The sequence below is a fragment of the Streptomyces sp. GLSS-08 genome (assembly GCF_056387915.1).
Map to the genome: position 1 here is coordinate 61600 of NZ_JBWJAQ010000005.1, position 17363 is coordinate 78962.

The following is a 17363-nucleotide window of genomic DNA, read 5'->3' on the forward strand; positions in this document are numbered from 1 at the left end:
GAGTTGGTGAGCGCAAGAGGGTGTGCGCAACAGGAAGGGCGGCGAGGGTCATGAGGGCCGGGAGCCAGGCGAGCGCGGGCGAACTGCTCCAACTGGTGCGCAGCGGCCGGGCGACGACGCGCGGCGCGCTGCAACAGGCGACGGGGCTGTCCCGGGCCACGGTCGGACAGCGCCTCGACCGGCTGTTCCGCGCGGGCTGGCTGCGCGAGGGCGCGGGCGGCCCGGTCGGCTCCCCGCTGGGCGGACGGCCCTCCATCACCCTGGAGTTCGACGACACCCATGCCGTCGTCCTCGCGGCCGACCTCGACACCCGGCACGCCCGGGTGGCCGTCCTCACCCTGGGCGGGGAGATCCTGGCGGAGCACACGGGGGTCCTGGTCCTCGGGGACGGTCCGGACGTCGTCCTCGGTGAACTCGGCCGCCGCTTCGCCCGGCTGCTGGACAAGGCCGGACGGCGCGCCGGGACGGTGTGCGGGATCGGGCTGGCCGTACCGGGGCCCGTCGACAGCGAGACCGGTCTGGTGGTGCAGCCGCCGATCATGCCGGGCTGGGACGGCTACGACCTGCGCGGCCGGCTCGGCCGTGCCTTCGCCGAGCACGCGGGCGCCGACGGCGGTGCCCGCGTGCCGGTCCTGGTCGAGAACGACGCCAACCTGATGGCGTACGGCGAGCAGCGCGCCGGCTATCCGGACTGCTCCGCGTTCGCCCTGGTCAAGGTCTCCACCGGGATCGGCGCCGGGGTCGTGGTGGGCGGCGCGATCTACCGCGGCATCGACGGGGGCGCCGGGGACATCGGGCACATCCGCGTTCCGCAGGGCGCCGACGCGCTGTGCCGGTGCGGCTCGTACGGCTGCCTGGCCGCCCTGGCGAGCGGCGGCGCCGTGGCGCGGCGGCTCACCGAGGCGGGGGTGCCGGCGGCCTCGGGTTCGGACGTGCGGGAGCTGCTGGCGGCCGGGCACCCCGAGGCGGTCACTCTGGCACGGGAGGCCGGCCGGCACGTCGGCGACGTCCTGGCGACCGTGGTGACGCTGCTGAACCCGGGTGTCCTGATGATCGCGGGCGATCTGGCCGGAACCCACTTCCTCACGGGCGTGCGCGAGCTGCTGTACCAGCGGGCGCTGCCCCGCTCCACCGCTCGTCTTCAGGTGGTGACCTCCCGTCTCGGTGACCGGGCCGCCCTGGTCGGGGCCGGGGCGCTGGTCGTGGAGCACCTGTACGCGCCCGAGCGGGCCGAGGAGCGGCTCGCCGTGCTGGGGCTGTGAGGGGGCCGGGACCTCGTACGTGTCGTCCGTGTGACGCGTCCGTGACGTCGTCCGCATGATGAAATACGGGCCTTGTCGACGGCGTGATTCTCGCCACCCCTGATAGGGGTAGCGCTCAGATGAGCGAAATAGGGGCGGATCCACTTCCCTAAGGGGTGGCACTCAGTGCCACCCCTTGATCGTTCACGGCATGAACTCAGACGTGTCAGGTGCTGCTCAGTTGAGCGCCATGAGGGATCTGCGAGCGTGAACCCGTTCAAGAAGTGAAAACAGACCCCTCCTTCCGCTGCCCGCCGACGACTTTGGATCTGGTGGCGGACGAGTGGTTACGGGCGCATGACGCGCAAGTAGACGTACCCAGGTGCCTTCGATCTGGGTATGTTCCTCGCCGTCAGGGCAGCCACCGTCACGTCGAGGAGTCGAGACCCGTGTCGGAAAACAAAGATCCCCATGTAGCGCAGAGCGGTGCCGAGGACGTGAAGTTCGTTTACGACTTCACGGAAGGCAACAAGGACCTCAAGGACCTGCTCGGCGGTAAGGGTGCGAACCTCGCCGAGATGACCAACCTGGGTCTTCCCGTCCCGCCGGGCTTCACCATCACCACCGAGGCGTGCAAGACCTACCTCGACAGCGGCGAGGAGCCGGCGGCACTGCGTGACGAGGTGAGTGCACACCTCGACGCCCTCGAGCAGAAGATGGGCAAGAAGCTCGGCCAGGCCGACGATCCCCTCCTGGTGTCGGTCCGTTCCGGTGCGAAGTTCTCCATGCCGGGCATGATGGACACCGTCCTGAACATCGGGCTCTCCGACAAGTCGGTGCTGGGCCTGGCCGAGCAGGCCGGCGACGAGCGCTTCGCGTGGGACTCCTACCGCCGCCTCATCCAGATGTTCGGCAAGACGGTCCTCGGCGTCGACGGCGACCTCTTCGAGGAGGCGCTGGAGGCGGCCAAGGCGGCGAAGAAGGTCACGGTCGACACGGACCTCGAGGCCGCCGACCTGAAGAAGCTCGTCACCAAGTTCAAGAAGCTCGTCAGGACCGAGGCGGGCCGGGACTTCCCGCAGGACCCGCGCGAGCAGATGGACCTCGCCATCCACGCGGTCTTCGACTCCTGGAACACCGACCGCGCGAAGCTCTACCGCCGTCAGGAACGCATTCCGCACGACCTCGGCACGGCCGTCAACGTCTGTTCCATGGTCTTCGGCAACCTCGGCCCCGACTCCGGCACCGGTGTCGCCTTCACCCGCGACCCCGCCTCCGGCCACCAGGGCGTGTACGGCGACTACCTGCAGAACGCCCAGGGCGAGGACGTCGTCGCGGGCATCCGCAACACGGTCCCGCTCGCCGATCTCGAGCAGATCGACAAGAAGTCGTACGACCAGCTGATGCAGATCATGCAGACCCTGGAGAACCACTACAGGGACCTCTGCGACATCGAGTTCACCATCGAGCGCGGCCAGCTGTGGATGCTCCAGACCCGCGTCGGCAAGCGGACCGCCGGTGCCGCCTTCCGCATCGCCACGCAGCTCGTCGACCAGGGCCTGATCGACGAGGCCGAGGCGCTCCAGCGCGTCACCGGCGCGCAGCTCGCCCAGCTGATGTTCCCGCGCTTCGACGAGGCCGCGAAGGTCCAGCAGGTCGGCCGGGGCATCGCCGCCTCGCCCGGTGCGGCGGTCGGCAAGGCGGTCTTCGACTCGTACACCGCGGTGAAGTGGTCGCGTTCGGGCGAGAAGGTCATCCTGGTCCGCCGTGAGACCAACCCGGACGACCTGGACGGCATGATCGCGGCGGAGGGCATCCTCACCTCGCGCGGCGGCAAGACCTCGCACGCGGCCGTGGTCGCGCGCGGCATGGGCAAGACGTGCGTGTGCGGTGCGGAGGAGCTGGAGGTCGACACCAAGCGGCGCCGGATGACGGTGCCGGGCGGCCATGTCGTCGAGGAGGGCGACGTCATCTCCATCGACGGCTCCACCGGAAAGGTCTACCTGGGCGAGGTCCCGGTCGTCCCGTCCCCGGTCGTCGAGTACTTCGAGGGCCGGATGCACGCGGGCGCCAACGACGCCGACGAACTGGTCGCCGCCGTGCACCGGATCATGGCGTTCGCCGACCGCAAGCGGCGCCTGCGGGTGCGCGCCAACGCGGACAACGCCGAGGACGCGCTGCGGGCGCGGCGCTTCGGCGCCCAGGGCATCGGCCTGTGCCGTACGGAACACATGTTCCTGGGCGACCGCCGCGGACTGGTCGAGCGTCTGATCCTCGCCGACACGGACACCGAGCGCGAGGAGTCGCTGAAGGCACTGCTCCCGCTGCAGAAGCAGGACTTCGTGGAGCTGTTCTCGGCGATGGACGGCCTGCCGGTGACGGTCCGGCTGCTCGACCCGCCGCTGCACGAGTTCCTGCCCGACATCACCGAGCTGTCGGTCCGGGTCGCCCTCGCCGAGTCCCGCAAGGACGCAAACGAGAACGACCTGCGCCTGCTCCAGGCCGTGCACCGCCTGCACGAGCAGAACCCGATGCTGGGCCTGCGCGGCGTGCGCCTCGGCCTGGTGATCCCCGGCCTGTTCACCATGCAGGTACGGGCGATCGCGGAGGCCGCCGCCGAACGCCGCAACGCCAAGGGCGACCCGCGCGCGGAGATCATGATCCCGCTCGTCGGCACGGTCCAGGAGCTGGAGATCGTCCGCGAGGAGGCCGACCAGGTCATCGCCGAGGTCCAGGAGGCCACCGGAGTCCAGCTCGACCTGGCCATCGGCACGATGATCGAGCTGCCGCGGGCCGCGCTGACCGCCGGTCAGATCGCCGAGGCCGCGGAGTTCTTCTCGTTCGGCACGAACGACCTCACCCAGACGGTGTGGGGCTTCTCCCGCGACGACGTGGAGGCCAGCTTCTTCACCGCGTACCTGGAGAAGGGCATCTTCGGAGTCTCCCCGTTCGAGACCATCGACCGGGACGGCGTCGGCTCGCTCGTGCGCAGCGCCGTCGAGGCCGGGCGGGCCACCCGCCCCGACCTCAAGCTCGGCGTCTGCGGCGAGCACGGCGGTGACCCGGAGTCGGTGCACTTCTTCCACGAGGTGGGCCTCGACTACGTCTCCTGCTCGCCGTTCCGGATCCCGGTGGCGCGACTGGAGGCCGGGCGTGCGGCGTCCTCCTCCGCGGGGAGCGACCACCGCTAGCACCAGACCCCCGGGATCGCCGCCGGTCACTTCCTGACCCTCACCGACACGGCGACGACCCCGGTGCACCGGGAGAGGGCGGTACCCCTGTGCGGGGGGTGCCGCCCTCTCCGGCGTCCGCGTCCCGGTTCCGGGTGCGGGGTCCCGGGGGCGGCCGGGAGGCGGGCGTACGGTGAGGGGACACGTCGTCGGAGAGGGAACATCCGTCATGACCGGCTGGAACGCGAGCGACATCCCCGACCAGAGCGGCCGTACCGCCGTCGTCACCGGCGCCAACAGCGGCCTCGGCTACGTGAGCGCACGGGAGCTGGCCCGCCGTGGCGCCCGTGTGCTTCTCGCCTGCCGCAGCGCGGAGCGCGGACAGGAGGCCGGTGACCGCCTCGTCGCCGAAGTGCCGGGCGCGGACGTGCGGTTCGTCCGACTGGACCTCGGCGAGCTGGCCTCCGTACGGGAGTTCGCCGCGGCCTACCCCTACGAGCGGCTCGACCTCCTCGTCAACAACGCCGGTGTCATGGCGCTGCCCCGGGGCCGCACCGCCGACGGGTTCGAGACCCAGTTCGGGGTCAACCACCTCGGGCACTTCGCGCTCACCGGACTGCTCCTGCCCGCCCTGCTGAGCACTCCCGGCGCGCGGGTCGTGACCCTCTCCAGCATGGTCCACGCCCTCGCCAACCTCGACATCCACGACCTCAACAGCGAGCGCGAGTACCGGCGCTGGATCGCCTACGCCCGCTCCAAGACCGCGAACCTGCTCTTCACCCACGAGCTGGCCCGCAGGCTCGCCGCCGCCGGGGCCGGCCTGGTGCCCGCCGCCGCGCACCCCGGGTACGCGTCCACGAACCTCCAGGCCGCAGGGCCGCGGATGGAAGGGCGCCGGCGTGCCGAGCGGTTCGCGGAGATCGGCAACCGGGTCCTCGCCCAGAGCGCCGAGGCGGGCGCCCTGCCCACGCTGTACGCGGCCACCGCGCACGGTGTCCGCCCCGACTCCTTCGTCGGGCCCTCGTTCGCGATGTGGCGCGGCGCGCCCGCGGCGTCCTGGCGTGCCCCGTGGACCCGCGACGACCGGGCGGGCGAACTCCTGTGGGCCGCCTCCGAACGGCTGACCGGGGTCACGTACGACGCCCTGAAGGCGTGACGGCCGGCGCCGGGACCCTCCGGGACCGGCGCCGAACGGCTCACGCGGCGGCCGGTGTGCTCAGAGGGAGCCGCCGCCGTCGACGACGAGGTCCGTGCCGACGACCGAGGCCGCGTCGTCGGACGCCAGGTACAGGACGGCGGCGGCCACCTCCTCGGTCCTCGACACGCGGCCGAGCGGCACCGCGTGCCGCATGCGTTCCGCGCGCCCGGCCTCGGTCTCCCCGGGGCGCAGCGACATCGTGGTCGCGGTGGCGCCGGGGCTGACGGCGTTGATGCGCACGCCCTCGCCGATGTGGTCCAGGGCGGCCGCCCGGCTCAGCGCGGTCACGGCGGCCTTGGAAGCGCCGTAGGCGGCGGTGCCGGGAACGCGGGTGTGGGCGCCGATGTTGGAGGCGACGTTGACGATCGCGCCGCCGTCCGGCTGGGTGCGCATCCGGCGTATCTGGGCCCGCAGGGCCAGGAACACACCCGTCACGTTGGTGTCGAGCTGGGTGTGCCAGTCCGCCTCCGGGAGGTCGGCGACCGGCAGGCCGCCCCGGAAGACGCCCGCGTTGTTCACCGCCACGTCCAGCGAACCGAAGTGGCCGACGGCCGCCTCGACGAGCGTCTGCGCCCCGCCGGGGCGGGCCACGTCGGCGGGCACGGCCAGCGCCGTGCCGCCCCGTTCCCCGATCAGCGCGACGGTCTCGTCGAGCGGGGCCGCGGTGCGCCCGGCCACGACGACGTGCGCGCCCTCGGCCGCGAACGCGAGGGCGGTGGCGCGGCCGATGCCGGAGCCGGCGCCGGTGACGAGGACGGTCCGGCGGGAGAAGCGCTGAGCCATGATGTCTCTTTTCTAGACCGATCGTTTCAATATGCGGGCGTGCGGAAGGGCGGAAGGCGCACGGGTGCGCCCTCGCGGGGGAGGGGTGGGGGTCTCAGTCGAGCAGAGTCAGTGCCTGTTCCGCGGCGTCCCGGACCCGGGCCGGGTCCGGCGAGGACTTGCCCACCACGCGCAGGCCCTGCATCAGGACCAGCAGCATGCGGGCGAGCGCGCGGGGATCGCGGCCGGCGGCCAGCTCCCCCTGGGCGCGGGCGCGGACGAGGGTGGAGTGCAGCAGGGTCTCGAAGTGGTCCCAGCTGTGCTCGACCCGGCGCGCGGCGGCCGTGTCGTGCGGGGCCAGCTCGGCCGCCGTGTTGGTGACGAAACAGCCGTTCAGGCGGGTGTCCTCGGTCGCCGCCTCGACGGCGAAGCGCCGCACCACCGTGCGTACTGCGGGCAGTGCCGGGCCCGGCTGGGACAGCTCGCGCAGCAGGTCCGGGTCGCGGGACTCGCCGTACCGGTCCAGCGCCCTGAGGTAGAGCTCGTGCTTGCTGCCGAACGTCGCGTAGAGGCTGGCGCGTCCGATGCCGAGGCGCTCGACGAGGTCCGCCATCGACGTCGCCTCGTAGCCGCGCTGCCAGAACAGCTCCAGGGCTGACTGCAGCGCGGCGTCCGGGTCGAACTCCTTGGTCCTGGCCACGCACGGCAGCCTAGACTTTTGTGGAATGATCGGTCAAGTAAAGGTGTGCGGCGTGTGGGGCTTCAGAACGCGCGCACCTCGTAGGCCGCCACGCTCACCGACTCGTCGTCCAGGCACTGCCCGGAGGTCAGGTCGAACCGCTGCTTGAGCAGCGGCGAGGCGACGAACGGCCGCCCTCCGTGACTGCCGGTCAGGCCGCGGGAGAGGACCGCGGCGCCGGTGAACGGGTCGCGGTTGTCGATGGCGTACGTCCGGCCCGCGCGGTCGAGGAAGAGCGCGACCTGGCGGCCGTCGGGCAGCAGCGCCGCGACGCCGCGGCCCGGCGTCAGCAGGGACAGGTCGCAGACGGTGAACCAGTCGTCCGCGAGGCGGAGTTGGACCTTCAGGACCGTGGTCTCGGGGGCGATCGTCATCGCTGGACGCTTCCTTCCAGGGCTTCGGCGGGCCGCGTGCCGATGGTGAGCAGCGGCAGGTCGGGCTTGATCTGGTCGCGCTCCGGCACGAAGCCGACGACCGGGTCGGGAGTGTCGGGCGCGTTCACGAAGGACACGAACCGGGCGAGCTTCTCGGGGTCGTTGATGGTCTCGGCCCACTCGTCGCGGTAGCCCGCGACATGGGCCCGCATCAGGCCCTCCAGTTCCTCGCAGATGCCGAGCGAGTCGTGCACCACCACGTCGCGCACGTGGTCGAGGCCGCCCTCGATCCGCTCCAGCCAGGTCGAGGTGCGCTCCAGGCGGTCGGCCGTGCGGATGTAGAACATCAGGAACCGGTCGACCAGACGCACCAGTTCGGCGTCCGACAGGTCCTGGGCGAGCAGGTCGGCGTGGCGCGGGGTCGCGCCGCCGTTGCCTCCGACGTACAGGTTCCAGCCGTTGGAGGTGGCGATGATGCCGAAGTCCTTGGACTGGGCCTCGGCGCACTCGCGGGCGCACCCGGAGACCGCCGACTTCAGCTTGTGCGGGGAGCGCAGGCCCCGGTAGCGCAGCTCCAGGTCGATCGCCATGCGCACCGAGTCCTGCACGCCGTAGCGGCACCAGGTCTGGCCCACGCAGGACTTGACGGTCCGCAGCGACTTCCCGTAAGCGTGCCCCGACTCGAAGCCCGCGTCCACCAGCCGGGCCCAGATCAGCGGCAGTTGCTCGACGCGCGCGCCGAACATGTCGATGCGCTGGCCGCCGGTGATCTTCGTGTAGAGGCCGAAGTCCCGGGCCACCTCGCCGATCACGATCAGCTTCTCCGGGGTGATCTCACCGCCGGGGATGCGCGGCACGATCGAGTACGAACCGTTCTTCTGGAGGTTGGCGAGGAAGTGGTCGTTGGTGTCCTGGAGTGCGGCCTGCTCGCCCTCCAGGACGTAGCCGCCGGCGCCGATCGTCGGGGCCAGCGAGGCGATGATCGAACCGATGGCGGGCTTGCAGGTCTCGCAGCCGTCACCGCCCCGGGCGTCCTCGCGGCCGTAGCGGTCCAGCAGTGCCCGGTAGGAGTTGATGCGCAGGGCGAGGACGATCTCGTACAGCTCCTCGCGGGTCTGCGGGAAGCAGCCGCACAGTCCCTTGTCGACCTCGACGCCGCTCGCCTCCAGCTCGGCGCTGACCAGCTGTCCGAGCACCTTCACGCAACTGCCGCAGCCCGTACCGGCCTTGGTGCACTTCTTCACCTCGGGCACGGTCGTGCAGGAGTGCTCGGTCACCGCGCCGCGGATGGTGCCCTTGGTGACGTTGTGGCAGGAGCAGATGACGGCCTCGTCCGGCAGCGACGACGGGCCGAGGGTGACCTGGCCGCCGGAGCCTGCGGGCAGGACGAGCTGCTCGGGCGCGACCGGCGGCACGGACCCGGTGAGGGCACGCAGGGTGCCGTACGCGTCCGCGTCGCCGACCAGGATCCCGCCGAGCAGCCGGCCGTCGCGGCCGATGACCAGCTTCTTGTAGGTGCCCGAGCGGGAGTCCGCGTAGACGACGTCGAGGCAGTCCGCGGCCGTGCCGTGCGCGTCACCGAAGGAGGCGACGTCGACGCCGAGCAGCTTGAGCTTGGTGGAGAGGTCGGCGCCCGTGAAGCTCGCCTCGTCCGCCGCGATGGTGGCGGCGGCCGTCTCGGCCATCTCGTAGCCCGGCGCGACCAGGCCGTAGACCCGGCCGTCCGACGCGAGAGCGCACTCGCCGATGGCGAACACCTGCGGGTCCGAGGTACGGCACTGCTCGTCGACGCTGATGCCGCCGCGCTCGCCGACCGTGAGCCCGGTGTCGCGGGCCAGCTGGTCCCGCGGCCGGACACCGGCGGAGAACACCACGAGGTCCGTGGCGAGTTCGGAGCCGTCGGACAGTTTCATGCCGGTGACCGCGCCGTCCTCGCCGACGACGATCTCCTGCGTGCCCGTGCCCGTGTGCACGGTCAGGCCCATCTCCTCGATGGTGCGCAGCAGCGCCGCGCCGCCGCCCTCGTCGACCTGCACCGGCATCAGACGCGGCGCGAACTCCACGATGTGCGAGGTCAGTCCGAGCCCCTTGAGGGCGCCCGCGGCCTCGAGGCCGAGCAGACCGCCGCCGACCACGGCACCGGTCGTCGCCCGCGACTTCGCGTACTCCTCGATGGCGAGCAGGTCCTCGATCGTGCGGTAGACGAAGCAGCCCTCGGCGTCCTTGCCGGGGACCGGCGGCACGAAGGGGTACGAGCCGGTGGCGAGGACGAGGGTGTCGTAGCCGAAGACCTGACCCGAGCGGGCCGTCACCTTCCTGGCCTGCCGGTCGATCGTCTCGGCCGGGTCGCCGAGGTGCAGCTCGATGCCGTGCTCCTTGATGAACTCCTCGTCGCTGAGCGACAGTTCTTCAGGGGTGCGGCCCGAGAAGTACGAGGTGAGCTGGACCCGGTCGTACGCGGGGCGGGGCTCCTCGCACAGCACGACCACGCGGTGCGTGGCGGTCAGGCCGCGCTCGGCGAGCGCTTCGAGGAAGCGCTGGCCGACCATGCCGTGGCCGACGAGCACGATCGTTGGGGTGCCCCCCAGGGTGGCGGTCATCAGGAGCCTCCGTCGTTGGTGAGCAGGTGGAGCAGTGGGGCGCCGTCCGTGGGGAGCGGCTCTGCTCCCTCCCAGGCGCGCGCGAGCGCGCCGACGGTGCCGAGTTCGCCGACGAGTACGCCGCCGACCAGGCGGTCGTCGCGGACGACGACCTTGCGGTAGGTGCCCCGGGTGGCGTCGGTGAGCTGGATGACGTCGTCGCCCGGGCGGGGGTCGGTCTCGCCGAAGGCGGCGAGGTCGAAGGGGGCCTGCCCGGTCAGGGTGAGCCGGGTCAGCGCGCGGGTGCCGCCGTAGCGGGCGGCGGCGTCGCCCGTGGCGCCGGCGAGCAGTTCGGCCAGTACGTCGGCCTGTTCGAGGGCCGGTGTCGCCAGGCCGTAGACCGTGCCCTCGTGCTGGGTGCAGTCACCGATCGCGCGGATGTGCGGGTCGGACGTCCGCAGCTGGTCGTCGACGAGGATGCCCTTGTGGACGGCCAGGCCCGCGTCCTGGGCGAGCCCCACCCGGGGGTGGACCCCGCAGGCGAGGACGACGAGCTCGGTGTCGAGGGCGTACCCGTCGGCCATCTCGACCGACCGGACCGCCCCGGCGACGCAGCGCACGTCCCGCACCCGGGTCTCCGTGTGCACCTCGACGCCCAGGTCGGTGAGGTGCCGGTGCACCAGCCGGGACGCTGACGGGTCGAGCTGGCGTTCCATGAGCCGCTCGGCCTGCTGGGCGAGAACCACCTGGGCTCCCCGCACGGCCAGCGCCCTGGCCGCCGAGACACCCAGGAGACCGCCGCCGATGACGACGGCCCGGGTGCCCTGCCGTACGGCCTTGGACAGGCCGAGGCAGTCGTCCATGGTCCGGAACGCGTGCACGCCCTCGGGCAGTTCGTGCCGCTCCTGGGCGAACAGGCCCCGCAGGGGCGGCAGTACCGGGTTCGAGCCGGTCGCAAGGACCAGCGTGTCGTAGGCGATCACGGAACCGTCCGCGCAGCGCAGCGTGCGGGCGGCGCGGTCGATTCCGGTGACCCGGGTGCGGACCAGACCGGCCGGGGCCGGCAGGGCGATCACCTCGGGGGCGTACCGCCCGGCGAGGACCTCGGCGAGCAGCACCCGGTTGTAGGGGCGGTGCTCCTCCTCGCCGACGAGCACGACGGACATGCCGAGCTCGTCGAGCCGCCGGGCGAGCCGGGCGCCCGCGATCCCGGCGCCGATCACCACCACACGCGTTTTCGAGGTCATGCCAACAGCGTGCGCGGCCGGTGTTACCCGGTGGCATCACTCCCGTTTCCCGCGGGGAACGCTGCGCTCAGCGCGGGCCCGGGACGGGTGTGAGGGTTGTGGCGGGCAGCCCGCGGGGCACTGTGAGAGAGCCGGCCCCCACGCCGACGGGTGCGGCGACCCCGGGAGCCGGGTCTCGGCCCCGCCGCCCGGGCCCCGGACCGCAGGTGAGCGCATCACGCCGCCCCCGCCCCAACCTCAGAAGACCCTCAGGTCGATGGACGCCACAACTACCTCGTCCGTAGGGTCCGGTCCATGCCCGACATATCGCTGACCATGGTCGTCGTCCTGTGCCTCGCCTCCCTCGCGGCCGGCTGGGTCGACGCCGTGGTCGGCGGGGGCGGGCTGCTCCTGCTCCCCGCCCTGCTGCTCGGCCTGCCGAGCTCCGGGTCGGCCGCACAGTACGCGCTCGGCACCAACAAGGCGGTGGCGATCGTCGGCACGACCGGCGCGGCGGTGACCTACGCGCGGAAGGCGCCCGTGGACGTCGGCACGGCCGTGCGCATCGGACTCGCGGCGCTCGCCGGCTCCACGGCGGGCGCGTTCGTCGCCGCCGGGATGAGCACCGAGGTGCTGAAGCCCGTCGTCATGGTCGTCCTGCTCGGCGTCGGGGCCTTCGTGATCCTGCGCCCCGCCTTCGGCACCGCCCCGTCGACGGAACCGGTCCCGGCCCGCCGGGTCCTCGCCGCGATCGGGCTCGCGGGCCTCGGCATCGGCTTCTACGACGGACTGATCGGCCCGGGCACCGGCACGTTCCTGGTGCTCGCCCTCACCGCGCTCCTCCACCTCGACCTGGTGACCGCCTCTGCCACCGCCAAGATCGTCAACTGCTGCACCAACGTGGGCGCGCTGGCGATGTTCGCCTGGAAGGGCACGGTCTTCTGGCAACTGGCCGCGCTGATGGCGGTCTTCAACCTCGCCGGCGGCATGGTCGGGGCGCACACCGCGCTCAAGCGGGGCAGCGGGTTCGTCCGGGTGGTGCTGCTGACGGTGGTCTTCGCCCTGGTCGTGAACCTGGCCTACCAGCAGTGGTCGGCCTGAGCCCCGGCAGGAACCGGCCCGCCGGTCCGTCCCGCCCGGCGGCTCCCGGCCGTCCCGCCCGGCTCAGCCGCTCCTGTGCAGGCAGGCTCAGCGGCTCCCGGTCAGATGGGCGAAGACGACCACGTTGCCCTGGTAGCCCGTCGCCCTCGAATAGCCGCCGCCGCAGGTGATGACGCGCAGCTCGGGGCGCCGGGCGGCGCCGTACACCTTCTCGTCGGGGAAGTGGCGGGCGTCGTACACCTCGACCGCGTCCACGGTGAAGACGGCGACCGAGCCGTCCCGCCGTGCCACCTCGACGGGACTGCCCTTCTTCAGGCCGCCGAGACGGTAGAACACGGCGGGGCCCTCGGCGTTGTCGACGTGACCGGCGACGACGGCCGTGCCCGTCGCACCCGGGGTGGTGCCCGCCTCGTACCACCCGGCGAGGTTCTTCCTGGCGGCCGGCGGTACGTCCAGGCTGCCCTGCGGGGTCAGCCCGAGCCCCGTCAGCGGGGCGTCCACCGCGATGGCGGGGATGCGGATGCGGTCGGGCGGGGAGGGCGGCAGCGCCGGTGCCGCGGACTGCCTCCCGGCCGCTGCGGGCGACGCCGCCTGCGCGGCCGAGGGCTGCGGCGGCGTCCGCCGCTCGGTGCCGCTGTGCAGCAGCCACGCGCCGGAACACAGTGCCGTCATGGTGACGGCCGATATGGCGAGGTTGCTCAGTCCGCGCACATGAGCCTCCTGTCTCGGTGCCACGGGTGCCACGGGTGCCACCGGTGCCACGGGTGCCCGCGTCCGGTCCCGGTGCCACGGGGGCCGCGCCGGTGGGACGGGCCGGGTCCGCCGCCCCCTCCGGGCCGCGAGGGGCGTCGGACCCGGAGGGGGAGGGGACGGCGGTGCCTGGGGACGGACAGCGGAGGGTGTCCGTCAGAACCCGTCGCCTCTCGCCCGGCGATGCAGGAGCCAGGTACCGCCCGCGGCGGCGACGGCCAGCGCCGCCACTCCCGCCGCGGTCTGCACGGGGTCGGGGCCGAGTGCGCCGCCGACCCCCGTCTTCACACTTCCGCGCGGGTGCGTCCGCTGCTCGGTGGAGGTCAGGGTCACCACCAGGTCACCGGCCGCGCGCCGCCCGCCGGAACACTTCGCGACGATCTCGTACGTCCCGGGCTGCGCGCCCGGCGGCACCCGGAACCGGCCGGCCGAGTCCTGTCCGTCGGAGCCGGGGGCCAGGGCGAACGTGCCCGCGCCCACGGCGCTGGCGTCGCCCGTCACCGTGTCCTCGGCACCGCACGCCTCCGTGTCCACGGCGACGTCGGCGCCGGGGGCGACGGCGGCCGGGTACACCTCCAGGGTTCCGGTGTCCTCGCCGTACGCGGGCGCGCCGTACGCGGGCGCGGCGGCAAGCCCCGCGGCGGCGACGGCGAGCGCGGTACCGGTCAGCAGACGGGTTGTGCGCATCGTGTTGCTCCTCCGAGAGGGCGCGGCCCGCGGCACCCCCATGTGCCGCTGCGTCGGTCGCACCCCTGCCCTACCGAGGTAAGTGGCACCGGGCCCGGCCCGCTTGCCGAGAAGGCGTCAGAAACGGCGTGCACAGGGCCGGTCACCGGGCGCGCCGGGGCCCGACCGCTGCCGTTCCAGCAGGTCACCGGCGTACGGCCGGTGTGTCCTCGAAGAGATGTCCAAGGGCGCGGGGCGCGGGTGTGAACGGGTGACCCGGCCGCCGCGCCCCCCGGCTCGCGGGCCCCGCTCAGCCCACGGACACCGCACTCCAGGCCGCCGCCACCGCGCGGTACTCCGTGCTGTCAGCGCCGTACGGATCCTCCGCCGCGTTCAGCGTCGCCGTCCGGGCGCCCGCGTAGTTCGTCGAGGAGGTCATGTACACCGTGAGGGCGCGGTACCAGACGGCGCCGAGCCCGTCCCGGCCGGTCGCCGTCTCGATGCCGTCCCTAGTCATGTCCATGGCGTTGACGGGGGGATGTGTGTGGGTGTGTGGAGCGAGAATCGTTCCTGCGAAGGCGCGAACGAGGCCCGGAAGAGGGAGACCGATCATGGCCAAGGCCGACTGGCTGACCGTCCTGACCACGACCGACACCGCGGGGAAGGCGCAGGCGCTCGCCCGGGGCGCGGTGGAGGCCCGGGCCGCGGCGTGCGCGCAGATCTCCGGCCCGGTCACCTCCGTCTACCGCTGGCAGGGCGCCGTGGAGACGGCCGAGGAGTGGCAGGTGCTGTTCAAGACGACGGGTGCCCGGTACGACGCGCTGGAGGCGTACCTGCGCGAGGCGCACGACTACGACACCCCCGAGATCATCGCGACGCCCGTCGTGCGGGGGAGCGCGGACTACCTGCGGTGGGTCGCGGAGGAGACGGGGACCGGGGCATGAGCCGGCCGCCGCTGCCCTTCTTCGTCTACGGCACCCTGCGCCCCGGCGAGCCCAACCACGGCCTCTTCCTGCGCGGCCGGACCCGCTCCGGGGAACCCGGCCGGATGCGGGGAGCGGCGCTGTACGACGGGCCGGGCTACCCGTACGCAGTCCCGGAGCCCGGCGCCGCGGTGAGCGGCGAGCTGGTCACCGTGCTGCCCGAGGCGTACGGGGAACTGCTCGCGGAACTGGACCGGCTGGAGGAGTACACCCACGCGCCGGGCGACCCCCGCAACCTCTACGAGCGGATCGCCCGGGACGTGACGCGCGCGGACGGCACGCCCGTGCGGGCCTGGGTGTACGTGGCCGCGCCCGCGGTCGCCGCCCGGCTGCGCGCCCGCGGCAGACGCATCGAGAGCGGTGACTGGCACATCCACATCCACCGCTGAGCCGACCTAGGGCCTGCCCACTGCCTCCACGCGCACCGCGCACGCCTTGAACTCCGGCATGCGGGAGGTCGGGTCGAGGGCCGGGTTGGTCAGGGTGTTCGCGCGGCCCTCGCCGGGCCAGTGGAAGGGCATGAAGACGGTGTCGGGCCGGATGCCGGTGGTGACGCGGGCCGGCGCGACGGCCCGCCCCCGCCGGGACACGACGGCCACCGGGTCTCCGTCCACGGCCCCGAGCCGCTCGGCGAGCCGCGGATGCATCTCCACGAACGGGCCGGGCGCGGCGGCGTTCAGCTCGTCCACCCGCCGGGTCTGGGCGCCCGACTGGTACTGCGCGACCACCCGCCCGGTGGTGAGCAGGACCGGGTACTCGGCGTCCGGTTCCTCGGCGATCGCCCGGTGCGACACGGCAACGAACCGCGCCCGCCCGTCCTCGGTGGCGAACCGGTCGAGGAAGAGGCGCGGCGTGCCGGGATGGACCCCGTCACCGGACTCACCGGACTCACCGGACTCACCGGCCGGGTCGTCGGGCAGCGCGTCGAACGCCGCGTCCTCGCAGTCCTCGGGGCCACCGGCGGCCTCCGGTGCCGGGCAGGGCCAGAACACCCCGTTCCCCTCGGCCAGCCGGCGGTAGGTGATCCCGGAGTAGTCCGCGGGTCCGCCCGCGCTCGCCCGGCGCAGCTCCTCGAAGACCTCCTCCGGATCCGCCGGGAAGCCCTTCTCCACACCCAGCCGTCCTGCCAGTTCGTGCAGGACGTCGAGATCGCTGCGTACCCCCTCGGGCGGCGGCACGGCCCGCCGGCGCAGCAGGACCCTGCCCTCCAGGTTCGTCGTCGTGCCCGTCTCCTCCGCCCACTGGGTGACCGGCAGGACCACGTCGGCCAGCGCGGCCGTCTCGGACAGGACCACGTCCGCGACCGCCAGGAAGTCCAGCGACTTCAGCCGCTCCTCGATGTGCGCGGCGCGCGGCGCGGACACCACCGGGTTGGAGCCCATCAGCAGCAGCGAACGGATGTCGGTGCCCATCGCGTCGAGCAGTTCGTACGCGCTGCGCCCGGGCCCCGGCAGCGAGTCCGGGTCCACACCCCACACCTCGGCCACGTGCCGCCGGGCCGCCGGGTCCGTCAGCTTGCGGTAACCCGGCAACTGATCGGCCTTCTGGCCGTGTTCACGGCCGCCCTGCCCGTTGCCCTGCCCGGTCAGGCAGCCGTAGCCGGACAGCGGCCGCCCCGCGCGGCCGGTCGCCAGGCACAGGTTGATCCACGCGCCCACCGTGTCGGTGCCCTTCGACTGCTGCTCGGGCCCGCGGGCGGTGAGCACCATCGCGGACGCGGGCTCGCAGAACATCCGCACCGTCTCCCGGAGCTGCGGAACGGACACCCCCGTGATCCGTTCCACGTACTCCGGCCAGTGCGCCATCGCCGCGGCCCGTGTCTCCTCCCAGCCGCTCGTACGGTCCTGGATGTACGCCTCGTCCGTGCGCCCCTCGGCCACCACCAGGTGCAGCAGCCCGAGCGCCAGCGCCAGGTCCGTGCCCGGCCGCGGCGCCAGATGCAGGTCCGCCTGCTCCGCCGTGCGGGTCCGGCGCGGGTCGATCACGATCAGCGTGCCGCCGTTCTCCCTCAGCTCCGTGAGGTAGCGCAGGGCCGGCGGCATCGTCTCGGCGAGGTTCGAGCCGACGAGGATCACACAGCCCGTTTTCGGGATGTCCTCCAGCGGGAAGGGCAGCCCCCGGTCGAGGCCGAACGCCCTGAGCCCGCCGGCCGCGGCGGACGACATGCAGAAGCGTCCGTTGTAGTCGATCTGCGAGGTGCCGAGGACGACGCGCGCGAACTTCCCCAGCGCGTACGCCTTCTCGTTCGTCAGGCCGCCTCCGCCGAAGACACCGCACGCGTCCGGGCCGTGCTCCGTACGCGTACGGGACAGGCCCTCGGCGATCCGGTCGAGGGCCTCGTCCCAGCCGGCGGGTTCCAGGACGCCCGCCCTGCGGACCAGCGGGGAGGTCAGCCGTACCCGGGACGACAGCAGCGCGGGCGCGGTACGGCCCTTGCCGCACAGGGCGCCCCGGTTCACCGGGAAGTCCGCGCGCTCCGTCAGCTCGACGCCCCCGTCAGGCGTGGGCGTCAGGTTCATCCCGCACTGCAGGGCGCAGTACGGGCAGTGCGTGGGCGTCGCGGAGATCTGCATG

The 17363-nt window shown here is 73.0% G+C and carries 14 protein-coding genes and 1 pseudogene; 6 read left to right on the forward strand and 9 right to left on the reverse strand.

The window, feature by feature from the left end; translation table 11 throughout:
* The first annotated feature begins 50 nt into the window (after positions 1-50).
* From AC0ZLC_RS10575 to AC0ZLC_RS10585, 3 genes are all read left to right on the forward strand, one after another.
* Positions 51-1262, forward strand: coding sequence for an ROK family protein (locus tag AC0ZLC_RS10575; protein WP_476751651.1), 1212 nt, complete (start codon positions 51-53; stop codon positions 1260-1262).
* A 428-nt stretch (positions 1263-1690) separates the two neighbouring features.
* Positions 1691-4432 (forward strand): pyruvate, phosphate dikinase, encoded by a 2742-nt coding sequence (gene ppdK, locus AC0ZLC_RS10580; protein WP_476751652.1) that lies wholly within the window; start codon positions 1691-1693, stop codon positions 4430-4432.
* Positions 4433-4640: 208 nt separating this feature from the next.
* Entirely contained in the window at positions 4641-5567 is a 927-nt protein-coding gene (locus AC0ZLC_RS10585; RefSeq protein ID WP_476751653.1) for an oxidoreductase, read from the forward strand.
* Between the two features lie 60 nt (positions 5568-5627).
* On the opposite strand, the gene AC0ZLC_RS10590 is transcribed toward AC0ZLC_RS10585, so the two are convergent.
* From AC0ZLC_RS10590 to AC0ZLC_RS10610, 5 genes are all read right to left on the reverse strand, one after another.
* Positions 5628-6392 (reverse strand): SDR family NAD(P)-dependent oxidoreductase, encoded by a 765-nt coding sequence (locus AC0ZLC_RS10590; RefSeq protein WP_476751654.1) that lies wholly within the window; start codon positions 6390-6392, stop codon positions 5628-5630.
* A gap of 94 nt (positions 6393-6486) precedes the next feature.
* The gene (locus tag AC0ZLC_RS10595) at positions 6487-7071 is read right to left on the reverse strand and encodes a TetR/AcrR family transcriptional regulator (RefSeq protein WP_476751655.1); all 585 of its coding nucleotides are present in this window, start codon (positions 7069-7071) and stop codon (positions 6487-6489) included.
* 62 nt (positions 7072-7133) lie between these two features.
* Positions 7134-7484 carry a nitrite reductase small subunit NirD gene (nirD, locus tag AC0ZLC_RS10600; RefSeq protein WP_476751656.1) on the reverse strand — a complete coding sequence of 117 codons (351 nt, stop codon included), beginning with the start codon at positions 7482-7484 and terminating at the stop codon, positions 7134-7136.
* Positions 7481-10084: a nitrite reductase large subunit NirB gene (nirB, locus tag AC0ZLC_RS10605; protein WP_476751657.1), complete on the reverse strand. Its 2604-nt coding sequence runs from the start codon at positions 10082-10084 to the stop codon at positions 7481-7483. The genes nirD and nirB overlap by 4 nt, the downstream gene beginning before the upstream one ends.
* Entirely contained in the window at positions 10084-11310 is a 1227-nt protein-coding gene (locus AC0ZLC_RS10610) for an NAD(P)/FAD-dependent oxidoreductase (protein WP_476751658.1), read from the reverse strand. The genes nirB and AC0ZLC_RS10610 overlap by 1 nt, the downstream gene beginning before the upstream one ends.
* A gap of 294 nt (positions 11311-11604) precedes the next feature.
* On the opposite strand from AC0ZLC_RS10610, the gene AC0ZLC_RS10615 reads away from it, so the two are divergent.
* Positions 11605-12390: a sulfite exporter TauE/SafE family protein gene (locus AC0ZLC_RS10615; RefSeq protein ID WP_476751659.1), complete on the forward strand. Its 786-nt coding sequence runs from the start codon at positions 11605-11607 to the stop codon at positions 12388-12390.
* A gap of 87 nt (positions 12391-12477) precedes the next feature.
* Here the strand turns inward: AC0ZLC_RS10615 and AC0ZLC_RS10620 are convergent, their stop codons facing one another.
* The 3 genes and pseudogenes from AC0ZLC_RS10620 to AC0ZLC_RS10630 form a co-directional block, all read right to left on the reverse strand.
* A complete protein-coding gene (locus AC0ZLC_RS10620) occupies positions 12478-13062 on the reverse strand; it encodes a class F sortase (protein WP_476751920.1) in 585 nt (194 codons plus the stop codon).
* A 234-nt stretch (positions 13063-13296) separates the two neighbouring features.
* On the reverse strand, positions 13297-13827 hold the full coding sequence (locus AC0ZLC_RS10625) for a hypothetical protein (protein ID WP_476751660.1): 531 nt from the start codon (positions 13825-13827) through the stop codon (positions 13297-13299).
* Positions 13828-14116: 289 nt separating this feature from the next.
* Positions 14117-14302: pseudogene (locus AC0ZLC_RS10630) on the reverse strand (M4 family metallopeptidase); the annotation flags it as partial.
* 115 nt (positions 14303-14417) lie between these two features.
* On the opposite strand from AC0ZLC_RS10630, the gene cutA reads away from it, so the two are divergent.
* On the forward strand, positions 14418-14750 hold the full coding sequence (gene cutA / locus AC0ZLC_RS10635; RefSeq protein ID WP_476751661.1) for a divalent-cation tolerance protein CutA: 333 nt from the start codon (positions 14418-14420) through the stop codon (positions 14748-14750).
* Positions 14747-15178, forward strand: coding sequence for a gamma-glutamylcyclotransferase family protein (locus tag AC0ZLC_RS10640; protein ID WP_476751662.1), 432 nt, complete (start codon positions 14747-14749; stop codon positions 15176-15178). Before cutA ends, AC0ZLC_RS10640 begins: the two co-directional genes overlap by 4 nt.
* Before the next feature lie 6 nt (positions 15179-15184).
* Here AC0ZLC_RS10640 and AC0ZLC_RS10645 read toward each other — a convergent pair whose 3' ends face one another.
* Positions 15185-17362: a molybdopterin oxidoreductase family protein gene (locus AC0ZLC_RS10645; protein ID WP_476751663.1), complete on the reverse strand. Its 2178-nt coding sequence runs from the start codon at positions 17360-17362 to the stop codon at positions 15185-15187.
* Position 17363 lies beyond the last annotated feature (1 nt).

Coding starts and splice junctions, on each gene's coding strand:
- AC0ZLC_RS10620 (WP_476751920.1), bottom strand. CDS start 13,062: ATGACGGCACTGTGTTCCGGCGCGTGGCTGCTGCACAGCGGCACCGAG.
- AC0ZLC_RS10575 (WP_476751651.1), top strand. CDS start 51: ATGAGGGCCGGGAGCCAGGCGAGCGCGGGCGAACTGCTCCAACTGGTG.
- AC0ZLC_RS10625 (WP_476751660.1), bottom strand. CDS start 13,827: ATGCGCACAACCCGTCTGCTGACCGGTACCGCGCTCGCCGTCGCCGCC.
- AC0ZLC_RS10610 (WP_476751658.1), bottom strand. CDS start 11,310: ATGACCTCGAAAACGCGTGTGGTGGTGATCGGCGCCGGGATCGCGGGC.
- AC0ZLC_RS10640 (WP_476751662.1), top strand. CDS start 14,747: ATGAGCCGGCCGCCGCTGCCCTTCTTCGTCTACGGCACCCTGCGCCCC.
- AC0ZLC_RS10645 (WP_476751663.1), bottom strand. CDS start 17,362: ATGCAGATCTCCGCGACGCCCACGCACTGCCCGTACTGCGCCCTGCAG.
- AC0ZLC_RS10615 (WP_476751659.1), top strand. CDS start 11,605: ATGCCCGACATATCGCTGACCATGGTCGTCGTCCTGTGCCTCGCCTCC.
- nirD (WP_476751656.1), bottom strand. CDS start 7,484: ATGACGATCGCCCCCGAGACCACGGTCCTGAAGGTCCAACTCCGCCTC.
- cutA (WP_476751661.1), top strand. CDS start 14,418: ATGGCCAAGGCCGACTGGCTGACCGTCCTGACCACGACCGACACCGCG.
- nirB (WP_476751657.1), bottom strand. CDS start 10,084: ATGACCGCCACCCTGGGGGGCACCCCAACGATCGTGCTCGTCGGCCAC.
- AC0ZLC_RS10590 (WP_476751654.1), bottom strand. CDS start 6,392: ATGGCTCAGCGCTTCTCCCGCCGGACCGTCCTCGTCACCGGCGCCGGC.
- AC0ZLC_RS10585 (WP_476751653.1), top strand. CDS start 4,641: ATGACCGGCTGGAACGCGAGCGACATCCCCGACCAGAGCGGCCGTACC.